The organism is Streptomyces sp. NRRL S-337, from assembly GCF_000720175.1.
GTDB classification, from domain to species: domain Bacteria; phylum Actinomycetota; class Actinomycetes; order Streptomycetales; family Streptomycetaceae; genus Streptomyces; species Streptomyces siderophoricus.
This window is the reverse complement of sequence record NZ_JOIX01000011.1, coordinates 51,718-74,610: the sequence shown is the minus strand read 5'-3', so window position 1 is coordinate 74,610 and position 22,893 is coordinate 51,718. Positions and strand designations below refer to the sequence as shown.

The following is a 22,893-nucleotide window of genomic DNA, read 5'->3' as shown; positions in this document are numbered from 1 at the left end:
CCGTGCAAAGGGGAAACACCATGACCGACAGCACCAGCACCACGCTGACCACCGCACCACAGCTCCGTGACGGCGTGCCCACCTTCTCGGAGCAGGTCCGCCGCACCGGCTTCGTCGTCCTGCGCAAACCGGAGCTCGCCGGGCTGATCGGCGACGCCGACCTTGAGGAACTCCGCGGCGCCTGGGAGAACCTGCCGGTCGACACCCAGGTCGACGGCGTCGGCGTCTACCGCGAGCGCCGCTACGGCCGGCTGCGCGTCGACGTCGACGGCGACGCCGTCACCTTCGAGGTCCTGCCCAACGCCGTCTTCCGCCAGGACGCCATCCCGCTCTGGAAGGGCAAGGACCGGGTCTTCGAGCCGATAGCCGAGGACGTCCTGCTCGGCGCCGGCATGCGCGCCCTGGTCAGCTTCGACGCCCGGATGGCGACCGCGGTCAACGGCAACACCTCGTGGACGGTCGGGGTTCACCTGGTCCGCGTCGTCGCCCGCGCCGGCGCCGATGGCCTGCCCACCCCCGAGGGCCGCCACCGCGACGGCCATTCCTGCGTCGGTTTGCACCTGATGCGCCGCGAGGGCGTCACCGGCGGCCTGTCCACCGTCCACCCCAACGACGGCAGCGGCATCGTGCAGACCACCCTGCTCCAGCCGCTCGACTCCATGTTCTTCGACGACAACAGGATCACCCACGAGGTCTCGCCGACCGTCTCCGAGGGCGCCTCGGGCGTGCGCGACATGCTCCAGGTCGACTTCAACCCGGCGGTCTGAGCCTATGGACCGGGCGAACGAGGCGGAGCGGCTGCACGTCATGGTGCGCATCCCATAGGTGCCGAGCTCCGAGAACACCCTCGGCGACTTCCTGGCCGAACGCATGCCCGCACTCGGCTTCCGGACCTCGATCGACGGCGTGCTGCACGGCCGGGGCACGGTCGACGCCAAGGGCCCGCCGGCGGCCATGATCTGCGCCGCCGCGCGATTCGCCCGGTCCGACGTGTGCCGGGCCCGCATCGTCGTGGTCGGCGCCGTCGAAGAGGAACACTACTCGGCGGGCGCCTGCTACCTGGCCGACCGGATGCGGCCGGACGCCGTGGTGATCGGGGAACCCAGCGGCTCGTCCTGCGTGGGCGTCGGCTACAAGGGGGCTGGAACTTCCGGCACGGCGGCCTGGCGCTGTTCGACCAGGCACTGCCCTTGCTGGTCCGCCTCGGCGGCGACATCCACGAGGCCATCGCCGAGGTGTCCTGCCGGCTGCCCGCCGGCTTCGACGCTGTTCGCCCTCCTCCGGCCGTGCCGGCAGTGCGCCGAGGGTGAGCTGATCGCCGGTCATGCGGCGCGCCGGGACGGCGTGGCCACCCCGGTCAGCCGGCGCAGTATCACCGCGGTCATCGCCCAATACACCCGCGACCCGGAGGTGCGGGGCTGGTGCTCGTCGTCGCGTACCAGCCCGCGGTGCAGCATCAAGGTCCGCCCGCCCGGCCCGCGGCAAGCCGTCCCGTAGGCGCGCTCCACGACGGCGGCAGTTGGCCTCAGCAGTACGGCTCCCAGAGCTCGTACATCAGGGCGCCGGAAATCGCGGGCGAGGAGTCGCGCAGGTGGGTGAGCAGGGCGCGGTTGTGCTCGCGGATCTCCTCGTCGTGCCCGGCCAGCGGGCTGTCCTCGGACAGGTCCAGCAGCCACAGTGGCTGGAGCGTCGCGCCGCGCAGTGCCTTTCCTTCCGCGGTCTCGGTGCCCGCGTGGATCCGGCGCACTCCCGGGAGCCGCGCCGCCATGTAGTAGGTGATGTTGAAGTACTCGGCGGCCGAGGCGAGTCGGTCGTGATCGAGGCCGAGCCCCCGCAGGTGCACGGTGTCGCCGCAACGGTAGTACAGGCAGAAGCCGACGGGCGGTTCGCCGGGGCGCGAGCACAGCACCACTTCGGCGCGCGAACCGGCGAGTTCCCCCTGCTTGCGGAAGGACTCTGCCATCGGGGCCACGTCGACAGTTCTGCCATAGCGCAGCAGCGAACGGGCCAGCAGCCGGGCGACGTCCTGCCAGGACTCGGCGAGCGTTCGGTGCTCCACCTCGTATCCGGCCTTCTCGAACTTCCGTATCTCGCTGCGGATGCGGCGGGCCCGGTGCGCCGACAGTGAGTCCAGCCAGGCGTGGAAGCCGCCGGGCGGGATCTCGATCCAGGCGTCGGTCTTCAACGCGACCGGGGCGGTCCGCACCCCCGCCGCGCGCAGCGCCCCCACGTCCTCGGTGGTCAGGTACATCGCCACCCGGGCGATCTTCGACTCCTCGTGCAGGGGTGAGCGCAGCGCGCGGACCGCGTCGAGCACCGCGGCGGCGGCCTCGGTCCGATCGGTTCCCTCGCCGGTCAGGAGGTGCGCCAGGTAGCCGCGGCGCTGGCCGATGAGCAGGCCGCCCGGCTCGGGCGCCGGCAGGCCGCGCGCGGCCAGCATGTCGTGCCACCGCAGGTCCGGGGTGGGCTCGTCGGTCACCGCCGCCACCGGGATCGCGGCGCGGCCGCCGCCCGGGGTCTTCACGTGCAGTCCGCCGGAGACCGACCCGGGGTCGAGGGCGCATACCCGCAGCCACAGCGCCGACGAGTAGAACCTGCCGTCGGCGAGCCGGTCCCACTCGGTGTCCCCGAGTCCGCCGATCGCGTCGGCGAAAGTGTCCGTCGTGGCGGTCATGGCGCCTCCCATGGTCTCTGCCTGACCGTGCCCGCGAATTCGCTGCGCGATCGGACGCTGAGTGTGCCGAACATCTTGCGTAGGTGATAACTGACGGTGTGCGGCGTGCGGTTGATGCGGGTGACGCTCCGGCTGTGGGTGAGGCCGTCGCTGACCAGGGTGGCGATCACCCGGTCGATCTGCCCCAGGCCGGCCGGACGGGGCTGGACGGCCAGGGCACCCGCGGCGGGGCGGGCGGGCTCGCCGGGTCGTACGGATTCGCCGCGGGCCCCGCCCGCATCGGTCTGAGCAGCGACTCCAGGGCGGCCTGCCGCACAGCGGTTGGGTGAAGGCCAGCCGGTCGTGGCCGGCCGGCCCTAGCGCAAGCGCATAGCGGTGCCAGAGACGCCGCTGAACCCGCAGGCGACGAGCCTGCCGCCGTCGCGGGCCGGTGGCAAGCCGAAGGTTCGCAGTCGCGGCGGTGCGATGCACTCCTGTAGTACGAGGGCGTGCGCGGTGCCGGCCGTCATGCCGTCACCGTCTCAAGGTTCTCCGAGAACGGCACGTCCAGGGCGCGCAGCGGCTCGGTGTCCCGGCACACCACGTGGGCGGGGCGGGCCGGGCCGGACGGTTGCGGCAGATTGGCCGCGTCGTTGTAGGTCGCGATGAGCAGCCGGCGGGTGAACGGGGACATGTTGGGCGCCGAACCGTGCACGATCTCCGGCGAGAAGAACACTATGGAGCCGGCAGGGCCCTTGGGGCCGGACATTCCGTGGCGGCTGACGAGCTGGGCGAGCTGCCGCGGGGTCAGCGAGATGTCATCGGGGTCCAGGTGCTGGTCCGACTTGGCGGAGTCTTCCCGGCCCTCGCGGACCAGCCCATTGCGGTGGGATCCGGGCAGGAAAATGACCGGCCCGTTGAACTCGGTCACGTCGTCCAGGAAGACACCGACGTTGATCTGCCGAGGGGCGGGCAGGCCGTCAGCGAGGCGCCAGGCGAGGTAGTCCTGGTGCCAGGCCCACTTGTCGCCGCCGAAGGCAGACTTGGCATTGATCTTGAACTGGTAGATGTAGACGTCGTTGCTGAGCAGTTGCTGGACGGGGCGCAGAAGGCGCGGGTCGCGGATGAGCCTGGCGTACTCCGGTTGCCGCTGGTGTGAGGAGTACACCGCGCGGACCTCCGTCCCGCCTTCCTCGGTGACGACCTGCGGGCCGGGGATCGCGCTGTCACGCTCGAAAGCGGAGCGCAGTGCTTCCACTTCTCGCTGGTTCAGCAGGGATTCCAGCAGCAAGAATCCGTTGGAGCGGTATTCGTCGACTTGGATTTGGTTCAGTCGCATGCTGATGCTACTCCTGAAAGTGAGGGGGAGTTGACGGAGCATTCTTCAGCTCATGAAGTGGCCGCCGCCGAGGCTGAGTTACTGACCGCCGACGCAGCGGCTGCGGGCGGTGCAGCCCCTCTGCCACCGAGGCGAGGGTCAGCCGAGACCGCAATCGAGTCGATGTCGGGCGTGACGCTCCCACCTGGCTGAACCATTCCGTCCAGGTGTTCAGGCATTCTAGTGTTAACACAGATCGTCCGTGCCCACAGGGGCCGTTGACCGGCAATTGAGCCGCAATTGAGTCGCACCGAAGATCGGGGTGAAACAATGAACCCTGCGGGCCGAGGGGCCCAGTCGCCATCGAGCAAGAGCGGAGACTTCATGTCGGCGGAGCGGGTAACGGCCCAGTACAACGAGGAGTTCAGCACACCGGGCAGCGACTTGCCAACGGTCGCCCAGCACGTCAAGAACTTCCCGACGCTCGCACCGTGGCATGGCGAGTATTTGGCCAGGCCCCTCTTCGTCGACGAGCGTGAGACTCGCGATTTCGGCGATGACCTGCAACACCTCCTCAAAATACTTCTTTCCTTGCCGGACCGGATGTTCGGCGGTGATCTGGAAGCATTTCGCTCGGTGCTGGGCATCAGCGACGGCCACTGGGAAGCGATACGGCAGTTGGGTGACGTACTGCCACCCCACTATGGCCGGGCCGACATGTATCACGACGGCACCTCATTCAAACTCCTTGAGTTCAATCTGGGGAGCGAGGCTGGCGGCTGGGGCCTCGCGGGTGAAATCTCCCGGGCGACGATGGAGGTCGACGCCTTTGCCGCCTTCGCGCGCCGGAATCGGCTTGGTTACGTGCATCCCGCTCGCGCCGCGGTGGAGGCGCTGCGCCGCTTCGGCGCCCGGGTGGCACCCGGGCGCGAGCCGGTGGTGGCCCTGCTGGAATGGCGTGGCGGTCTGGCGGACTACGGCGCCGCCTGGCTCAACGACCTGTCCGCACTGCGCTGGGCGGGCCTCGACATCCGGATGGCCGAGGTCTCCGACGTGCACGAACGCGGCGGGGCGCTCTACCTCGGGGACACGAAGATCGACGTGGTCTACCGCGCCTTCGTCCCGGACCAGATCGCCGAGGAACCCGACGGCTGGGACCTGGTCGCGCCCCTGCTGCGTGCACACCGGGCGGGCGGGACGCTGCTGTGGACGCCGCTTTCCAGCAACATGCTCGCCAACAAGGCCTGTATGGCGCTGCTTTCGGACCCGGCGTGGCGGCGCAACTTCACCGAGGACGAGTGCCGGCTCATCGACCGGGTGCTGCCCTGGACCCGGCTGATCAACACTGACGCGCTCAAGACCGACACCGACCTCTTCGACGAATGCCTGGAGCGGCGCGATCAGTTGATCCTGAAGGTCAACGCGCGCGGCGGCGGAGTCGGCGCCGTGGTGGGCTGGGAAACGGACGACGCCACGTGGCGGCGGGCTCTGGAGAACTCCGCCGCCGAAGGATGTGTCGTCCAACAGAGAGTGATCCCCCGGCCTGAGCTTGTGGTGGACCCGGTATCCGGGGAAACCGCGGAATGGCATGCGGCCTATGGCATGTTCTACACCCCGCAAGGTTGTGCAGGAGTATTTGGCAAGCTGGTGCCGGCCGGTTCGGGCGGCATCATCTCCGTCCTGTCGCACGCCAGGGCGCGCAGCGCAGCCGTCTTCCATCAGAGCGAGCTGCCCGTCTGGGGCGAAGTGCCTGCCGTGGGCGAATCGCCGGCCGATGCAGCGAAGTAAAGAGAAGTCATGATGCCGCAGCATTCGTCGGCGCCTTCGGCTTGGCGGCGGATTCAGTCGGCCTGGGGTCTGCCGGATCTCGCGGGAAAAGGCCGATTCGTCACGGCCAATCTGATCGACAGCCTGGGAAACGGGTTGGTGACGGCGTTCATCGTCGTCTTCTTCGTGAAGACGACGTCGCTGTCGCTGGTCGCCGTCGGCGCCGCGCTGACCGCCGGCCAGCTGCTCGTCCTGCCCTTTCCGCTCTTCATCGGGCGCCTGTTGGACACATACGGTCCGCGCACCGTGGTCGCTGCGGGCAACTGGGTTTCGGTGGCCGGATTCATCGGTTTCCTGTTCTCGCACGCGGCCTGGCAGATCGTGCTGTGGCAGTTCGTGGTGCAGCTGGGTTCCACCGCCTTCTGGATGGGCAGCAGTCCGCTCACCGTGCTGGTCGCCCGGGGCGTCGAGCGGGCCCGCTGGTTCGGCTTCGTCCGTGCCCTGCGCAATGTCGGCGTCGGTTTCGGCGGCGCCGCGTCCGCGGTGGCCCTGAGCATCGGAACGGTCGCCGGGCTGCGGGCTGTCATGGTGATCAACGTGGTCACCTTCGCCGTCGCAGGCTGGCTGGTGATCACCTTGCGGGGCGCGGACACGAGCGAGGCGGCCGCCGCCGGGCCCGCGGTGCCGGAGCCCGTGGAGTCGAAGCCCGCGGATCCGAAGTCCGCCGAGCCGATACCCGCCGGGCTGATACCCGCCGGGCCGATACCCGCCGAGCTGGAGCAGACGACGGGCGAAACCACCGGAGAACCCTCGGGCGGTTACCGCACCGTGCTGAAGGACACTCGGTATCTGCGGCTGGTCGCGACGAACATCTCCTTCGTCTTCGCCTCCACGGTGATCACGGTGCTGCTCGCCGTCTACGCGGCGGACAACCTCGATGTCGGCTCCTGGATCGTCGGCGTGCTGATCGTGCTGAACACGGCCATGGTCGCGCTGCTCCAGACGCTCGCCAGCCGGTGGATCGAGGCCCGCAGGCCGGTGACGGTGCTGGTGCTGGCCCTGCTGCTCAACGCGGCGGCGTTCGTCGTCTTCGGCATGCTGCTCGTGCTGCCCGGCTGGGCGGTGATCGCCGGGCTGCTGATCGCGATGGTGCTCTACACCGTGGCCGAGATCCTCAGCTCGCCGCCGACCAGCGAACTGAGCGTGGTGATGGCGCCCGAGCATCTGCGGGGCCGCTATCTGGCCGTCTACCAGTTGTCCTGGTCGGTCGGTAGTGCGGTCGCCCCGGCGCTGCTCACCGCGCTGTTGGAGGGCGGTGCGGCGCTGCCCTGGGTGTTCCTCACCGCGATCAGCGTGCTGGCCGTACCGCTGGCCCTCGGGCTCGACCGGCGGCCCGCGGGCACGAGCGAGGCCGCACCGGCCGGGGCCGTCGCCCCCGTGGAGCACCTCGACGGCGACCCCGTCGGCTGAGCCTTCCCGCGCCTGTTGAGCGCGCACCGCGCTCAACGCCGACCGCCACCCGGCAGCACACCGGGCGGCGGTCGGCGTTTGCCATGTCCCTCCACTCCGGGCGCCGGAGCACCGATGGCGCACATAGAGGGAAGTCCCTCAGCGATCCGACGTACTCGTCGAGCAGTTGCCGCGCGCCGCGCAGTCCCGCCGCCTTGACGTCGCCGTGCTCTGTACGCGGACGACGGCGCAGCCGCGGCTCATGAACGCCTACGCCGGTGCGTGACTCGACGGGTAGGCGTCGACCAGGACGACGTTCGGTCTGTTGGGGCTGCTCATCGCTGTGTGTCCGCCTCCAGTGCCTCGGCGAGGCCCGCGACGGTGGGGTTTCTGAAGACCAGGGCCGGCGAGACCCGGCGCCCGAGTCGCTCGCCGAGCCGGCCCGCGACCGTGGTGATGGTCAACGAGGTGCCGCCGACGTCGAAGAAGACGTCCTGCGGCCCGAAGTCATCCTCGACGCCCAGGCACTCCCGCCACACTTCGGCGACGAGGAGCTGCTGCTTGGTGACGGCCCGGCGGGTGGCGGGGGCCGGGGCGGACACCGGGCGTGGGTCGGGCAGTGCGTCCCGGTCGACCTTGCCGTTCGGGGTGAGGGGGATCTCGCCGATCACGGTGTAGCTCTGCGGCAGCATGTACGGCGGCAGTTGCTCCGCCAGGTGGGCGCGCAGTTCCGCCGGGTCCGGGGCGGGTCGGCCGGGGTGCTCGGGGATCAGGTAGGCCGCCAGCTGGTCCACACCGGCGCGGCTGCGGCGCACGGCCACCACGCAGTCGGCCAAGGCGGGGTGGCTCTGGAGTGCGGACTCGATCTCGCCGAGCTCGATGCGGAAGCCGCGCACCTTGACCTGGTGGTCGTTGCGGCCGAGGAAGACCAGATTTCCGTCGGGCAGCAGCCGGACCACGTCGCCCGTGGCGTACATACGGGCGCCGGGCTCCGCGGCGTACGGGTCGGGCAGGTACGCCGCGGCCGTGCGGGCCGGCCTGCCGAGATAGCCGCGGCCGACCGCGCTGCCGCCGACGTACAGCTCGCCGCGACAGCCCGGGGCGACCGGGCGCAGCTGCGGGTCCAGTACGTAGAGGTGCGCGTTGTCGGTCGCCCGGCCGAACGGGACGCTCGGGAGGTGGCTGTGCCGGTCGAGCAGCTCCTCGGTGATCGGGCAGAACGCCGAGGTGACGGTCGCTTCGGTGGGCCCGTACTCGTTGAAGACCTGGCATCCCGGCGCGGTGGAGGCCAGGATGCGGCGGGCCACGTCGTGCGGCACGGCCTCGGCGCCGGTGAACACCAGGCGTACGGAGGCGAGTCGGGGAGCGGGATCCGTACCGGACTCCAGCAGGATCCGCATCTGCGAGGGCGTCGCGTTGAGCGTGGTGATGCCGCGCTCGGCGACCTCCCGCAGGAACTCCTCGGGGTCGTAGGCGGCGGTGGGGCTCGCCAGGTGCAGTTCGGCGCCGGACACCAGGCACTGGAAGATCTCCCAGACCGAGTTGTCGAACGCCACCGAGTGGTTGAGCAGGGCCCGGTCCCGCCCGGTGAGCCGGCACAGCCGCTGGTTCCACTCCAGGAACCCGGTGATGTTGGCGTGGGTGATCGCGACGCCCTTGGGGTTGCCGGTCGAGCCGGACGTGTAGATCACGTAGGCGAGGTGGTGCGGTTGTGCCTCCTCGGCCGGCCCGGGGTCCGCCCCGGCTTCCTGGTCCACCGCCACCAGCCGCACGCCGTCGCCGAACGGGGCCGAGGTGGGGTGCCCCGGGTCCGCGACGACCAGGCGTACGCCCGAGTCGGCCAGCAGGTACTGCAGCCGGTCCGCCGGGTAGCCGGGGTCGAGCGGGACATAGGCGCCGCCCGCCTTCAGCACGCCCAGCAGGGCGACCACCAGCTCCACCGAGCGCTCCAGGCAGACACCGACCAGGCTTTCCGGGCGCACGCCCCCGGCCCGCAGCTCCCGGGCCAGGGCCGAGGCCCGCGCGTCGGTCTCGGCGAACGTCAGCGACCGGCCGTCGCCCACCACGCAGACCGCGTCCGGGGCGGCCCGCACCTGGCGGTCCCACAGGCGGACCAGGGTGGTCGGCTCGGGCAGCGGCTCGGCCCGGTTGCCGAGGGCGAGGGCGCGCAACTCATCGGCCGAGACGATCTCCAGCTCGGACAGGTGGGCCGTGGCGCCGGACACCATCTGCTCGATCACCCCCAGGAAGTGCCGGCCGAGGCCCCGGACGAAGTCCGCGTCGAACAGGTCGGTGGCGTACTCGACGGAGATGCTGAGATCACCGGCCCCGGCGGCGTGGTCCGTCAGGTCGAAGGCGAGGTCGAAGCGGGCGGTGCCGAGCCGTCCCTCCAGCTCCTTGCGGTCGTACAGCTCGGTGAGGTGACCGGCCCTGGGCTCCTCGTGCAGGGCGAACAGCACCTGGAAGAGCGGGTTGCGGCTCAGGTCGCGCTCCGGGCTCAGCCGCGCCACCAGCTTCTCGAAGGGCAGCTCCTGGTGCGCGTACGCCTGCCGCGCGACCTCGCGGACGCGGCCCAGCAGCTCGCGCCAGGTCGGGTCGCCGGACAGGTCGGTGCGCAGGACGATGGTGTTCACGAAGTATCCGACCACGTCGTCCAGTTCGGGGCGCGGCCGGCCGCCTGTCAGGGTGCCGACGGCGACATCGCTCTCGTCGGCGTACCGGCCGAGCAGCACCTGCAAAGGGGCCAGCAGGCCCATGAACAGGGTCACGCCCTCGGACCGGCACAGCGTGCGCAGCCGGTGCGCCAAGTCGGCCGGGACACGCAGCAGTTCGCGGCGGCCGCGGTGGCTCGCGACGGCCGGCCGCGGGCGGCTGGTCGGCAGCTCCAGGACGGGCACGCCGGACAGCCGGGTGCGCCAGTGGTCGACCAGCCGCTCCAGCTCGGCGCCGGTGAGTCGCTCGCGCTGCCAGGCCGCGTAGTCGGCGTACGTCACGGGCAGCGGTGCCGGGGCGGGGCGGCGGCCGGCGGCGAGCTCGGTGTAGAGCTCGCCCAGTTCCCGCACCAGCAGGTCGACCGATGCGCCGTCGCACGCGATGTGATGGATCGTCAACAACGTGATGTCGCGGCTCGGGGTGCGCAGCACGTCCGCGCGCAGCAGCGGTGGGCGGTCGAGGGCGAAGGGGGCGCGGATCAGCTCGGTCACCAGCGCGTCCAGGTCCTCCTCGGCGACCTCGGTGCGGCGCAGCGGCACCGGTCCCGGCTCGCGCAGTTCGGGGCGGCCCCGGCCGGCGACGGCGACGAGGGCCGTGCGCAGCGCCGGGTGCCGTTGCACCAGCGCGGACAGGCAGTCCTGCAGCAGCGTCAGGTCGACGCGCCCGCCGGGCAGGCCCAGGGCGACCGGCAGGTGGTAGGCGGGCACCGAGTCGTTCAGCTGCTCGAAGAACCAGATCCGCTCCTGGCCGAAGGAGAGTTCGGCGCTCGCGGCCGCGGGGATCGGCTTCTCGTCCGAGGGCGCCACGCCGTCCAGGGCGGCGGCGAGCCTGGCGGGTGTCGGATGGGCGAAGACCGACCGGGCGTCGACCGGCACGCCGAGCTCCGCACGCAGCCGGGCCACGGCTCGTACCGCGGTGAGCGACTGGCCACCCAGGCCGAAGAAGTCGTCGTACGGGGACACGTCGTCGAGCCCGAGCACCTCGGCCCACACGCGGCACACCGCCGCGGTGTGCGGCGGCAGCGGGGCGTCGTCGGGCATCGGCCCGCTCGCCCGGACCGGGCTGTGCGGGATTCGCCGCACGGCGCCGCGGTCGGCCTTGCCCGCGGGGGTGCGGGGCAGGGCGTCGAGCACCGCGTAGCCCTGGGCCACCATGTGGGCGGGCAGCCGCTGCGCGAGGTGGTCACGGACCTGGCGGGGCAGGTCCTCGGATACGTTCCGCGCGTCGTGCGCGGGCACGAGGTACGCCACCAACTGCTCGCCGCCGGCTGCCTCGCGGTCTACGAGCACCACCGCGTCCGTGACGAGGGGGTGGCTGCGCACACAGGCCTCGATCTCGCCGAGCTCGATGCGGAAGCCGCGCACCTTGACCTGGTGATCGTTGCGCCCCAGCACCTCCAGCATGCCCTCGGCGGACCACCGGGCGAGGTCGCCGGTGCGGTACAGGCGCCCGGAGGCGTCCCCGAACGGGTCGGGCACGAACCGGTCGGCGGTCAGCGCGGGCCGGTTGAGGTAGCCGCGTGCCACGCCCGCGCCGCCGATCCACAGCTCGCCGGTGACTCCTGGGCCGACCTCCCGCCCGTCCTCGTCGACGACGTGCAGCCGGGTGTTGGACAGGGCCGTGCCGACCGTGACCCGGTCGGCCACGGCGTCGATGCGGGCGGCGGTGGCCCACACCGTCGCCTCGGTCGGCCCGTACAGGTTCCACAGGGTGCCGCCGGTGGCGAGCAGGTCCCGGGCCAGCTGCGGATCGAGTGGCTCACCGCCCGACAGCAGTACCCGGCCGTGCCCGTCCGTCCAGCCGGACGCCAGCAGCATCCGCCAGGTGGTGGGGGTTGCCTGGACGACGCTCACACCCGCCTCGGAGAGGGTGGCGGCCAGCAGCTCGGGGTCGGTGTTGGCGGCGCGCGGGGCCATCACCACCGTCGCTCCCCGGGTCAGCGGCAGGAACAGCTCCAGTATCGAGATGTCGAACGACAGCGGGGTCAGCGCGAGGACCCGGTCGTCCACCCCGAGGCCGGGGCGTTCGGCCACACTCCGCAGGAACGAGGCGAGCGCCGCGTGGTCGACGGCCACGCCCTTGGGCAGGCCGGTCGAACCGGAGGTGTAGATGACGTAAGCCAGGTGGTGCGGGTGTACCACCGGGGCCACCGGTGCGGCCGGTTCCGCGGGAAGGTCCCCGACCAGCAGGACGTCGGCCACGCCGGACGCCAGGGCCTGCGCGTGGTGGTCCGCGTCGCACAGCCACAGCCCGGCCCCGGAGTCGGTGGTCATGTGCCGCAACCGGTCGGCCGGGTAGCTCGGGTCGAGGGGCAGGTACGCGGCGCCCGACTTCAGGATGCCGAGCAGGGCCACGACCATCTCGACCGAGCGGCCGAGACAGACGCCGACCAGGTGCTCCGGCCCGATGCCGCGTGCCTGCAGCTCGGCGGCGAGTGCCGTGGCCCGGCGGTCCACGTCGGCGTAGGTGGCGCGGTGTGCTCCCGCGACGACGGCGACCGCGTCGGGTGTCGCGGCTGCCTGCTGCTCCCACAGTGCGACCAGGGTGGTCGGCGCCATGAACGATCCTTTCTCAGCCCCGTGCGGGGAAGGTGCGCGTGATCGTCTCCGCCAGCTGTCGTTCCGAGCCGCGGACATACAGGTGGGGGGCGCCCGGGAACAGGTGCAGTGCGAAGTCGGCCGAGGTGTGCTTGCGCCAGTCGGCGAGCTCCGTCCCGTCGACGCTGTCGTCGTCCGAGCCGGCCAGAACGGTCAGGGGACAGGGCAGGGGTGCCTCGGCCCGGTGCGTGTACGTCTCGCACAGCGTCAGGTCCGCACGCAGCAGCGGCAGCAGCAGTTCCTGCAACTCGGGGTCCACGCCGTCGAATTCGGCTGTGGCGAGCAGCTTGTCGTCCGGCAGCGTGTGCCGCGGATCGCGGTCCGGCAGACCGGGGGCGCGCATGCCCGACAGGAACAGGCGGTCAGGCAGGCGCGTGCCGAGTGCACGTAGCCGCCGGGCCGTCTCGAAGGCGATCAGGGAGCCCATGCTGTGCCCGAAGAAGGCGTACGGCAGGTCCGTGTGGTCCGCGACGAGCGGCGCGAGCGCGGCCACGGCCTCGTCCAGGGACGTCAGGGCCGGTTCGGAGAACCGGGTCTCCCGGCCGGGCAACTGGACCGTACAGACTTCGACGGTGTCCGGCACGTACGCTGCCAGCCGGTAGGCGGAGGCGCCGGCTCCGGCGTGCGGGAAGACGAACAGGCGGCACTGCGCGGTGCGTGCACGGCTGCCGAGCCCGCGCAGCCAGGCCGCTGCGAGGTCAGCGGCGGTCATCGTGACGCTCGCACGGAGCGTGGGGTCAGGTCGGTCCACACCTGCTCGATGTGGTCCAGGCACTCCTGGCGGGTGCCCTGCGCGCCGGTGGCGGTCCAGCCGGCGGGCAGGGCACGATCGGCGAACCACACCGAGTACTGCTCCTCGTGGTTCACCACGACGACGTACCGGTCCTCGGCGGGGCGCGGGGTGGATGAGGCGCTCATGCGTCGGACCCCACCCCGGTGAAGAAGTCGCTCTCGCGGCGGCCCCGGCCCGCGGCGACGACCCGGTCGTGCACCCATTTGCCGACGGCGAGGTCGAGTACGCCGAGCCCGAACGGCGAGAAGACCGCCGGGCGTCCGGGGTCCCGGCGCAGCCGCCCGCGCAGCAGGTCGCCGAGGGTGCCGTCGATGAAGTCCCGGTCGCCGGTGCGCTGTTCGGTCAGGTGCAGCGAGGTGTGCTCGCGTACGGCGTGGTCGACGTCGTCGGTGACGTTCTGGGCGGCGAGGATCATCTCGGGGGCGAGGTCGCGCAGGGACAGGTGCAGAACCACCGGGTTGTGGTCCAGCAGCCGGGGATCGTGCAGGTGCGGTTCGCCGGCCACGGTGGTCAGCACCACCAGGTCGCAGTCGGTGAACGCGTCCTCCACCGTGTCAGCGACCACGATCTCGGCCTCGGTGTGCGCGGCCATGACGGCGCCGAAGCGGCCCGCTGTCGCCGGGTCGAGGTCGAAGAGCCGGAAGCCGTCGATCTCCCAGTCGAGATCACGCAGGAACCGCCAAACGTGCTGCGCGATCAGACCCGTGCCCACGATGCCGACCCGGCGGGCACGTCGCGCGCCGAGCAGCGTCTGCGCGCCGAGCACCGCGGAGGCCGCGGTCCGCGTCGCCGAGACGATCGAGGACTCCATGCAGGCGAACGGATAGCCGGTGACGCAGTCGTTGAGGATCAGCGTGGCCGAGGCGCGGGGGATTCCGTGCCGGGTGTTGTCCGGAAAGCTGGCGATCCACTTGTTGCCGGCGACCTCGAACTCGCCGCCCAGGTAGGCGGGCAGGGAGATGATGCGCGACCGGTTCTGGTGCGGGAAGTGCAGGAACGAGCTGTGCGGGTTCGAGCTCTGTCCGGCGTCATGCGCGAGGTAGGCGGCACGGACGACCTCGATGAGCTCCGGACGGTGACGGTCCGTCTCGGCGGCGACGTCGCCCGCGCCGATCACGGTCATGGGCGGTGGGGCCAGGGTGGACACGGGGTGGTTCTCCTTCAGTTGACGGCCAGGACTTCGACGCCGGCGGGCTGTACCGCTTCCGCGCGCAGCTGCTGGACCCACGCGGGGTCGTAGACGGTCCGGGCGTAGGCATGGCCGCGGTCGGCGGCGATGAAGGCGACCCGGGGACGGTGTGCGCCGGGACGGTGACGAGCGAAGTAGTCCTGGACGGCGGCATAGGTGCTGCCGGTCGAACCTCCCGCGTACAAGCCGTACTTGGCAACCAGGGCGCCGCAGGCCTCGACGGCGCGCACTTCGGAGACGATCTCGACCTGGTCGATCAGCGCCTGACCGCACAGCGGCGGCACGATGCTGGAGCCGATGCCGGGGATGCACCGCTTCTTCGGCGGGCCTCCGAAGATCACCGAGCCTTCGGTGTCGACCGCGACGACCACGCAGCCCGGGTACGTTTCCTTGATCCGGTGGGAGAGCCCGGCGATCGTGCCGCCGGTGCCCACGCCGACGAAGAGGTAGTCGAGCGGGCCGGCCTGCTCGATCAACTCGCCCGCGGTGAAGCGGTAATGCGCGTCGCGGGCATCCGGATTGGCGTACTGGTTGGGCCAATAGGCCGAGTCGAGTTCGACCAGCAGTTCCTGCACCCGGGACAGCCGGGTCTTCAGGTAGCTGCCTGCCGCATCACGGAGGGAAACCTTCTCCACCCGTCCGCACAGCTGCCGGAGTTGGGCCTCGGTGGCCTCGTTGCAGTTCGGATCGATGACCGGGACGAACGAGATGCCGAGCATTCGGCAGTAGAAAGCCAGGGCCAGCGCGAAATTGCCGGACGACGACTCGACCACCGTGGTGTCGTGCGCTATCTCGCCGCGACCGATTGCCTGTTCCAGAATCCACAGTGCCGAACGGTCTTTGGTACTTCCGGCGGGATTGCAGAATTCCAGCTTGGCGACGATGTCGCACTGCTCGTCCGCCAGAGGAATCAGCGGGGTTCCCGTGAGGCCCCGGCGGATTTGCTTTGTCCGTTCGCTCAGAAATTGATCAGCACGCCTGTGGAGCATGGGCCGAGTGTGGCACGGGGTCGATCGAGGCGGCTCAACCGCGACTCAAGTGCGGTGCGACAAAGGCCTGTCGGGGTGGGGGAGGGGCTGTTCATCGTGACCGGTTCACCGCATGCTCTGTCCATGCGGGAGGACGTCGGTGCGCAACTTCCAGCGAGGGCAGACATGGCAAGGGTGATGTGCAGGGAGCAGCCGATGCGGCGGTGGAGGAGGGGGGAAAGCAGGCGACCTCATCGGGTTTGGCGATACTGCGGCGGGGAAGCGTCCAGCGCTGCCGGATGGCGGCCCCGTCGTAGAGCCGTGGCCCTCTGGCGCCGTCGCCTTTCACGCGGCTCGGTGTCCCGTACGTGACCATGTCAGCAGAAAATGCCTCTGACAGCGAGAATGAGGATTGTCGAGGCCCTTGTTCCCGCACCGGCCGCAGGCACTTCCCAGGTGAAGAGGCGCACCGGCTGAGAATGCCGCACGGCCATGCGCGCCATACGCTCGACATATGTCCGATGTCACGTCTGCCGGCGCCACAGCCGACGACCTTCCTGCACCGGCCGAGGGCCTGGTGCTCACGCACTTCCTCACGGTCAGCGATGTCCCTCGCTCGCGGGCGGTCCCAACCGACGGCATCACTGTAAACACTCGACTCGGCGCGGACAGAAACGAGTTCGCGCAGCTGCCCTGCCTCGCAGTCCCAGACGTGGACTGCCGGACGTTCCGAGTCCAGTCCAGCGACCAGGGGAAGCCGCGGATGACATGCCAACCGCTCAACAGGACGCCCGCTACTGACTCGCACACGTGCCACAATCTCAACAATCGCCATCCCCACACCGTAGTTCTCAGTGGCTCGTGGCTTGTGGCTCGTGGCGAGGTAGTGACGAGTGCGGGGGGCGCCGGCCATCAGTTCCGGCCGACCCTCGACCCGGATCCCGCGGGTGCGTTTATCAGGGTTGGGGGACGGGTGCCTGCCGTGTGGGAGCCCGCCCGCGACGCCCCGTCGGGCCACCGCAATGATGGCCATGCTCGGCAACGCCCGGCTGCACAACCTCGCCCCTACGGGATGACTCCCGCCCCGTACGCTCAGTCGATACAGAACTCGTTGCCCTCGATGTCCAGCATCGGGATGCACGACTCGTTTTCCTCATCGGCATACAGCGTTCGTACGTGCACCGCGCCGAGCCGGACCAGTCGTGTGCATTCGGCTTCAAGTGCGGCGAGGCGTTCTTCACCTACGAGTCCAGTGCCGACCCGCACATCAAGGTGCACCCGGTTCTTGACGGCCTTCCCTTCGGGGACGCGCTGGAAGAACAGTCGCGGGCCCACGCCTGAGGGATCCATGCAGGCGAACCATGAATCCCGCTGCTCAGGTGGCTGCGAACGCTTGAAATCATCCCAAGTGGCAAACCCCTCTGGTGGCGGCGGTACAACGTAACCCAACACCTCGCACCAGAAACGAGCGAGACGCTCCGGTTCTGCGCAGTCAAAGGTGACTTGGAACTTCTTGATCGCTGACATCGGTGCACCGTACCAAGGGGACTTGGGACTCTGCCGCTCATTTCCCCCGGGAGATTCACCCGCATCCCGTCGGCCCCTGGGCCACCGTGGATACCAAGTGATCAAACCGGACAATCCGCGAGAACGACGGGACCTTGATGGCGGAGCCCACCGGTGCTCCCCAGGATTCGGGCCTGACCAACCATCCGACCGTGTAGTCACTGGGTGCGAGCACGAGACGATGCAGACGGTGGGCGAAGGCACAGGAAGAGACCGTTCGCCTGGGGGTGTTCGCTCGGGATGGTTCGCTTACGCCCGGGACAGGCTCTGCGCGAAGTCGAAGACCCGGTCCGGATCGTAGTCGTGCGCGACGGAGCGCAGACGTTCCAGGTTCGGGCCGTAGTAGGACCTCCCCCAGTCAGGCAGGTCCGGGTCGATGTAATTGACATAGCCGCCGCTGAAACCGAGGTCCGCCAGCCCCTTCACCACCTGTCCGACACTGCGCGTCACTTCGGCTTCGGAGGCAGCCGTGGCCGTCGCGTAGATCTGGGCCGTGGCGAAAGCGGTGCGGTGCGGGAAGGCGGTCTGCTGGACGTCGACGTCGGCCACCGCGCCACCGAGGGCATCGAGGATGAGCGACATGCCGCTGTGGCCGGCGAGCAGGGCGACCACGCCACCCGGATCAGCGGTGGGCGCCGTGAGTACCCGCGACGAGGCGACGAACGACTCCCGGTCGGGCCGGCCGGAGAAGAAGCGCATGGCGTCGAAGTAGTCCCGTGCCTCCACCGTACGGCGGTTGGGCTGGACATCGGCACGCGCGACGAGGCTGTCCAGCAGTGGAGTGCAGGCACTGCGCGGCCCGACGAAGCAGCCGGCCACCCGACAGCTTGGATCGCTGCCACCCGACACATTGAGGTTGGCCCACAACTCCCGAGGTGCCCCGGCGATCCACGGTTGCCACGCCGTCATCACCTCGGTCACCGGTACCTTTCCCGCCGGGAATCCGAGCACGAACACGGTCAGCGGCGGAGCCGGATCGGTCGTGAAGGTGAACCGCGTGACGACCCCGAAGTTGCCTCCGCCGCCTCCGCGCAGCGCCCAGAACAGGTCGGGGGTGCGAGTGGCGGAGGCCATGAGCGTCCGCCCGTCAGCGGTGATGACCTCTGCCTCCACCAGATGGTCACAGGTGAGCCCGAACTTCCTCTGCAGTACGCCGATCCCGCCCCCCAGAGCCACCCCCGAGATGCCGACCGTGAAGCAGGACCCCCCAGGCAGGCAGCGGTTCGCCCGGCCGAGCCCGCTGTAGACGTCCCGCAGCGACGCACCGGCGCCCACCGCCGCGGTGCCGTCCGCCTGGACCGACACCGTCGCCATACGCCGCAGGTCAAGGACGAGACCGCCGCGCGGCGCCGAATAGCCGACGTAGGAGTGTCCACCGCTCCTGGCGGCCAGCGGCACCCGGTTCGCGGCCGCCAACACCCCCTGACGGACGTCCTCGGCCGACTCGCACTGTGCCACGGCCGCGGGGATGTGGTCGTCATTGAGCGGGTTGAACAGCTTCCGGGCGTCCTCGAACCCGGGATCTCCCGGCCGCAGCAACGGTCCCTGCATCCGCTGCCGCAGCCCGTCCCAGTCCACCTTGGCCTTGGAGGGGCCAATGGCCTGCGGTGCTTCCCGGGACGCATGGAACAACGGCGCCCGCGCCATGGTCACCATCTCCTCTGCAGCGATCAAGTCCTCTGCAGCAATCGAGGAAAGCCGATGAGCGCGCCCATTTGGCGTGGATATTCTCACGCTAACACGCAGTAATGACCCCCTCCAGTCGATCAGACACGCAGCCGGTCGCGCCCTTACTACTGCGGTTTGAAGGACCGGACCTGGTAGCTGCCTTGGGTGCCCCCCGGCCTCTGACCACCTGGGCGCCCTCCTTACCGATACGGGGACAGACCCTGCGGATGCTCGATCGGCCCCCGAGACTTGGTCTCGGGGGTCGATGTCATCGGGCTCCCTGCACGGCGGGGCTCCCGAGCTCTGACCTGTGTGGATGACGTCTATTGCTCCCTCGCCTCGATGGGAAGGGTGTTCTGCGTACGGAGGCCCTGGGCTTCGACGACCGTACGCAGCGGGATCAATGGCCGGACTCGCCGATCGGAAACCATGATGCCGAGCGCGGTGTGTCCCTCAGCCCGGCCATCGAGGCAAGAAGCCGCCCCGCACCAGCGCCCGACACGAGCAGGCCGTGCCCCGCCGGGATGCGTTTGGGCTCTTATTCCCACTCGGGGCCGGCATCGCTATGTGCCGGGCTGCTGGCTGCGTCGTCACTGGGATCGACGGTGCCCCCATTGGTGAGGCAGGTCGTGGGCTTGTGGTTGCCGCCGACGACGAGACCCAGCTGCTGCTGATGTCGATGATGCGCAGCCGAAGCTAGTGCTGTGGCCGCATGGGTTTCCCCGGGTGGGTCGAGCTGCGATCGGGTCGTGGACATGACCCGAAGTTGGCGACGGTTAACTGCCGCAGCGGTCCGAAGTGAGCCTCGATCGGGTTGGCCCAGGACGCGTAGGTAGGGGTGAAGCACAGGTTGACCTTGTTCTTCTTCGCCCAGCGACGGATGTCGGCGCTTTTGTGGGCGGCCAGGTTGTCCAGGATGAGGTAGATCGGAGCGCCGTCGGGCGGGCGGCCTCGGATCGACTTCAGTGGGGCCAGGGGGTTCGCGGCAGCCTTCTTGCGGCGGTCGACGCCCAAGAGGGTGCCGTCGGATGACGCGCCCGTGAACAGAGCCACCAACGCCAAGACCCCCTCCGCGGCCCGAAGTTGCTGATCCAGACGCCTGATAGACCTCGCCCCCGGATCAGGCGCCGCCAAGGGCCCAACTGCCGTCCTGCGGCCGCAGGGCGCCGCAGGGAGTGACAGCACGCTGGCAATGAGCAGCGCGTCCTGGGCATGCGGCGCAAGCTACGGGCCGCGTGGTGCTGGGCCGGCATGCCCCCGGTCGACGGCGTCCTCGGTCTGGGCGCGGTGCCTTGGGTCTCGGTGCCTGGTTCCTCTCGTCGAGGGACCGGCCAAGCCGTGGAAAGGGCCGGCCGGCCTCAGGCCGCTATTGCAGGATGCCGAGGGCCCTGCCGATGGTCTCCAGCTCCTGACGCATGAAGCCGGGGCCGCTGGCACCGCTCGGGGCGAAGGTCTTGGCCTCGGCGAGGACGTGGTGGCCGCCGGCCGCCGTGGGCTGCACGTCTTCGATCGAGACGACGAAGTAGACGCAGTGCTGTCCCGCCGGCTGGTTGGTGAGCTCGATGTCGTCGCCGGGCCACCTCACCGGGTCGTCGTCGGCGACGGAGATCTGGTGGTCCAGGCACAGCTGCGCGATGTGCGGGGCCAGTTGGCCCGCGAGGGCCGTGACGTTCGCGAAGGTGGCCATGTTCGGCCACATCGTGTTGATCGCGCGGGTGCGGAGGTGGAAGTCGAAGTAGGTGAAGGTGTGCCGCAGGCAGACGTGGTGCGCGACCTCGTCGGTGATGTTGAGGGTCAGCGTCACCGGTGCGTTCTGGTGGTTGGCGTTCGCTTGCCCGGTGGCCGCGATATTCGCGGGATGCGCGGGGACGGCGAGTGCGGGGGCGTTCAGCCGGGCCTGCTGGAAGAGCCGCTGCCCCGCCACCGCGCCCACGTAGTCGGTCATGCCCTTGCGCAGGTGCTGCCTGGTCACTTCGTCGTAGAGCCACTGCTCCTGCTTCGGCGGGTAGAGGATCCGGTCGCCACGGGTCGCCGCGTCGGCCGCCGCTTTCGCATTGGTGAGCAGGGCGGTGAGCCGGTTCCAGAGCGCGGGGCTCGTGAAGTCGCCCTGCCCGTTGTTGAGGTTGCTGGCCACATCCCAGGCGTCCTCCAACTCCTTCAGGGCGGCGCTGACGGCATCCATCCGCCGCTACCCCGGCGTGTTGAGGACCGGCTCGGTGTCCGGGTCGAAGGCTTGCCCGGGGTCGGTGGCCGGGCTGGGCGGGCCCAGCGAGACGTTGAGCGGCAGGTTCCACAGCAGCCGGTACGGACTGATCTTCGGCTCCGCATCGACCACCGCCGCCGTCACCGCCGGACCAGCAAGCTGCCAGCAAAGCGCCCAGAACGCGCGGACGGCGTTCCGCAGCGCCGGTGTCTGGGAGTTGTAGAGCAGCGCGATCTGCTCGGCGACGGAGTTCAGCTTCTCCTTCGAGATCTTGTGGTGCAGCGTCCCGTCTCCCCACTCCACCGGGAAGGGATAGTCCGTCTTTCCCTTGGTGAGCGGCTTGACCGCCCAGCTGTCCCTGTTGGGAATGGTCCTCCCCGTGTTGGGGGCGAGGACGGTGACCTTCGGCTCAGCGGCGGTCGACATCTGCTCCTCCTTCTGCAGTCCCCTGATGCGCTACCTGTGGTGACGGCCGAGCATGATCCAGGCGAGAGCATGCCGCAGGCCGATATATAACGGTTAAACGCGCAGGTCGAAGCTGAGACACGACTGACGGACACGGACCGTCGCCTCGCGCTTCAGGAGGGTGGTCATCACGACGCGTACCTCGAAGCCTTGCCGCCCACCTACGAAGCGGACGATCGACGTCGAGCTCACCACGGCCGAGTCGGAGCAACAGGGCCACCGGTCGGGAAGAGGGGATGGGCCGCGGTTTCAGTACTGGCCGGTGGTGTGCTGCTGGTGGGTGTTGCCGAGGAGGTCAGTGCGGAAGGTGTCGGACTTCGCCTCCAGTCTCGGGCCGGTTCCCGGTTCGTAACGGAAGAGGCCGGCAACCATGGTCTCGCTGAGGCTGCTGTCGACGAAGAGTGCGTACGAGAAGCGGTCGTGCTGGTGCGGGCCGGCCTTGTACCTACGACGACGGGTTGGTGACCTTTCCTTCGGGCGACTGGTGAGGGAAGGCGCGGCGGTAGTCGGCAGGGGAGATGGCGATGTGCTTGAGGAAGTGGTGGCGGAGGTTGTTCGCCGTGCCGAGGCCGCTGAGTTGCGCGATCCGTTCGACCGGCAGGGCCGTTGACTCCAGCAGGCTCTGGGCCCTGCCGAGCCGCTGGTTGAGCAGCCACTGCAGGCGCGTCGTCCCGGTCGCCTGCCGCAGCCGCCGGTAGAAGGTGCGGGGGCTCACGGCGGCTCGCCGGGCCAGGTCCTCGATCGTCAGCGGCTGGTCGAGGTGCGCCTGCGCCCACTCCAGCACGGGCGCCAGCCCCGCATCGTCGGTGGCGGGCACCGACAGGTCGATGAACTGTGCCTGGCCGCCGGGCCGGTGGGCGGGCACCACCATGCGGCGGGCCAACTGGTTGGCGACGTGCGCGCCGAGGTCGCGGCGGACCAGGTGCAGGCACAGGTCGAGCCCGGCGGTCATGCCGGCGCTGGTGAGCACGTCGCCGTCGTCCACGTAGAGCACCGAGTCGTCCACCCGTACCTTCGGGTAACGCTCGGCGAGTTGGCCGGTGTGCATCCAGTGGGCGGTGGCGCGGCGGCCGTCGAGTAGGCCTGCCTCGGCCAGGGCGAACGCGCCGGTGCACAGGGAGACCATCCGGGCGCCTGCCTCGTACGCGCGGCGCAACGCCTCGATCAGCCGCGGCGGCAGCGGGACTCCGTCCTCGACACAGGGGTCCGGCACCGACGGCACGATGACCGTGTCGGCGCCGACCAGGTCCTCCAGCCCGTATGGGGTTCGCAGGCCGAAGCCCGGCGCGGCGCCCGGTGAGCCGGGGGAGTTGGGCGACCGGTCGCCTGTCCCGCACAGCCGCAGGTAGTACCACGGGTCGGCGAGATCGGGCTGCGGCTTGCCGAACACGGTCGCAGGGATGCTCAGTTCGTACAGGTCCCAGGACGGGACCTCGATGTCCTCAGTCACCACCAGGGCAACGGAACCGGCGCTCATGGCCGCCATCGTACGGCCACGGGGTGGCAGGAATTTGGTGGGAGTCGTCACCAGTGTCACTGGTGGGC

General features: G+C 70.0%; 18 protein-coding genes and 2 pseudogenes. 6 read left to right on the top strand and 14 right to left on the bottom strand.

Annotation, left to right across the window (positions count from 1 at the left end; all coding sequences use genetic code 11):
* Positions 1-20: 20 nt before the first annotated feature.
* Entirely contained in the window at positions 21-767 is a 747-nt protein-coding gene (locus tag IG62_RS43170; protein ID WP_051797901.1) for a 2OG-Fe dioxygenase family protein, read from the top strand.
* A 58-nt stretch (positions 768-825) separates the two neighbouring features.
* Positions 826-1,497, top strand: coding sequence for a M20/M25/M40 family metallo-hydrolase (locus tag IG62_RS50055; RefSeq protein WP_030800423.1), 672 nt, complete (start codon positions 826-828; stop codon positions 1,495-1,497).
* Positions 1,498-1,525: 28 nt separating this feature from the next.
* Here the strand turns inward: IG62_RS50055 and IG62_RS0111085 are convergent, their stop codons facing one another.
* Positions 1,526-2,674, bottom strand: coding sequence for a GNAT family N-acetyltransferase (locus IG62_RS0111085; protein WP_030800421.1), 1,149 nt, complete (start codon positions 2,672-2,674; stop codon positions 1,526-1,528).
* 134 nt (positions 2,675-2,808) lie between these two features.
* On the opposite strand from IG62_RS0111085, the gene IG62_RS47160 reads away from it, so the two are divergent.
* The gene (locus IG62_RS47160; protein WP_030800418.1) at positions 2,809-3,003 is read left to right on the top strand and encodes a hypothetical protein; all 195 of its coding nucleotides are present in this window, start codon (positions 2,809-2,811) and stop codon (positions 3,001-3,003) included.
* Between the two features lie 176 nt (positions 3,004-3,179).
* Here the strand turns inward: IG62_RS47160 and IG62_RS0111075 are convergent, their stop codons facing one another.
* A complete protein-coding gene (locus IG62_RS0111075) occupies positions 3,180-3,992 on the bottom strand; it encodes a phytanoyl-CoA dioxygenase family protein (RefSeq protein WP_051797899.1) in 813 nt (270 codons plus the stop codon).
* 363 nt (positions 3,993-4,355) lie between these two features.
* Here IG62_RS0111075 and IG62_RS0111070 point away from each other — a divergent pair, with 363 nt between their 5' ends.
* Both IG62_RS0111070 and IG62_RS0111065 read left to right on the top strand, forming a co-directional pair.
* Positions 4,356-5,759 (top strand): hypothetical protein, encoded by a 1,404-nt coding sequence (locus tag IG62_RS0111070; RefSeq protein WP_051797897.1) that lies wholly within the window; start codon positions 4,356-4,358, stop codon positions 5,757-5,759.
* A gap of 9 nt (positions 5,760-5,768) precedes the next feature.
* Positions 5,769-7,208: an MFS transporter gene (locus IG62_RS0111065; protein WP_324604614.1), complete on the top strand. Its 1,440-nt coding sequence runs from the start codon at positions 5,769-5,771 to the stop codon at positions 7,206-7,208.
* Positions 7,209-7,522: 314 nt separating this feature from the next.
* Here IG62_RS0111065 and IG62_RS0111060 read toward each other — a convergent pair whose 3' ends face one another.
* The 7 genes from IG62_RS0111060 to IG62_RS0111030 form a co-directional block, all read right to left on the bottom strand.
* A complete protein-coding gene (locus tag IG62_RS0111060; protein WP_051797895.1) occupies positions 7,523-12,457 on the bottom strand; it encodes a non-ribosomal peptide synthetase in 4,935 nt (1,644 codons plus the stop codon).
* A gap of 13 nt (positions 12,458-12,470) precedes the next feature.
* Positions 12,471-13,208, bottom strand: coding sequence for a thioesterase II family protein (locus IG62_RS0111055; protein ID WP_030800406.1), 738 nt, complete (start codon positions 13,206-13,208; stop codon positions 12,471-12,473).
* Entirely contained in the window at positions 13,205-13,414 is a 210-nt protein-coding gene (locus IG62_RS0111050; protein ID WP_030800403.1) for an MbtH family protein, read from the bottom strand. Before IG62_RS0111050 ends, IG62_RS0111055 begins: the two co-directional genes overlap by 4 nt.
* Positions 13,411-14,412, bottom strand: coding sequence for a 2,3-diaminopropionate biosynthesis protein SbnB (gene sbnB, locus IG62_RS0111045; protein ID WP_030800400.1), 1,002 nt, complete (start codon positions 14,410-14,412; stop codon positions 13,411-13,413). Before sbnB ends, IG62_RS0111050 begins: the two co-directional genes overlap by 4 nt.
* Positions 14,413-14,450: 38 nt before the next feature.
* Positions 14,451-15,467 carry a 2,3-diaminopropionate biosynthesis protein SbnA gene (gene sbnA / locus IG62_RS0111040; RefSeq protein WP_078871926.1) on the bottom strand — a complete coding sequence of 339 codons (1,017 nt, stop codon included), beginning with the start codon at positions 15,465-15,467 and terminating at the stop codon, positions 14,451-14,453.
* Positions 15,468-16,538: 1,071 nt separating this feature from the next.
* Positions 16,539-16,973, bottom strand: a complete 435-nt coding sequence (locus IG62_RS0111035) for a VOC family protein (RefSeq protein WP_030800396.1) — start codon at positions 16,971-16,973, stop codon at positions 16,539-16,541.
* A gap of 288 nt (positions 16,974-17,261) precedes the next feature.
* Positions 17,262-18,686: an FAD-binding oxidoreductase gene (locus tag IG62_RS0111030; protein WP_234326391.1), complete on the bottom strand. Its 1,425-nt coding sequence runs from the start codon at positions 18,684-18,686 to the stop codon at positions 17,262-17,264.
* Between the two features lie 547 nt (positions 18,687-19,233).
* Here IG62_RS0111030 and IG62_RS48485 point away from each other — a divergent pair.
* Positions 19,234-19,380: pseudogene (locus IG62_RS48485) on the top strand (phosphatase); the annotation flags it as partial.
* A gap of 65 nt (positions 19,381-19,445) precedes the next feature.
* On the opposite strand, the pseudogene IG62_RS41645 reads toward IG62_RS48485, so the two are convergent.
* The 5 genes and pseudogenes from IG62_RS41645 to IG62_RS0110995 form a co-directional block, all read right to left on the bottom strand.
* Positions 19,446-19,700, bottom strand: a pseudogene (locus IG62_RS41645) (transposase); the annotation flags it as partial.
* Positions 19,701-20,046: 346 nt separating this feature from the next.
* Positions 20,047-20,862 carry a hypothetical protein gene (locus IG62_RS0111015; RefSeq protein WP_030800387.1) on the bottom strand — a complete coding sequence of 272 codons (816 nt, stop codon included), beginning with the start codon at positions 20,860-20,862 and terminating at the stop codon, positions 20,047-20,049.
* Positions 20,863-20,868: 6 nt separating this feature from the next.
* Positions 20,869-21,309: a hypothetical protein gene (locus tag IG62_RS0111010; protein WP_030800385.1), complete on the bottom strand. Its 441-nt coding sequence runs from the start codon at positions 21,307-21,309 to the stop codon at positions 20,869-20,871.
* 288 nt (positions 21,310-21,597) lie between these two features.
* Positions 21,598-21,720: a hypothetical protein gene (locus tag IG62_RS49500; RefSeq protein WP_267887865.1), complete on the bottom strand. Its 123-nt coding sequence runs from the start codon at positions 21,718-21,720 to the stop codon at positions 21,598-21,600.
* A 73-nt stretch (positions 21,721-21,793) separates the two neighbouring features.
* The gene (locus IG62_RS0110995) at positions 21,794-22,804 is read right to left on the bottom strand and encodes a GlxA family transcriptional regulator (protein WP_420711060.1); all 1,011 of its coding nucleotides are present in this window, start codon (positions 22,802-22,804) and stop codon (positions 21,794-21,796) included.
* Positions 22,805-22,893: the final 89 nt, after the last annotated feature.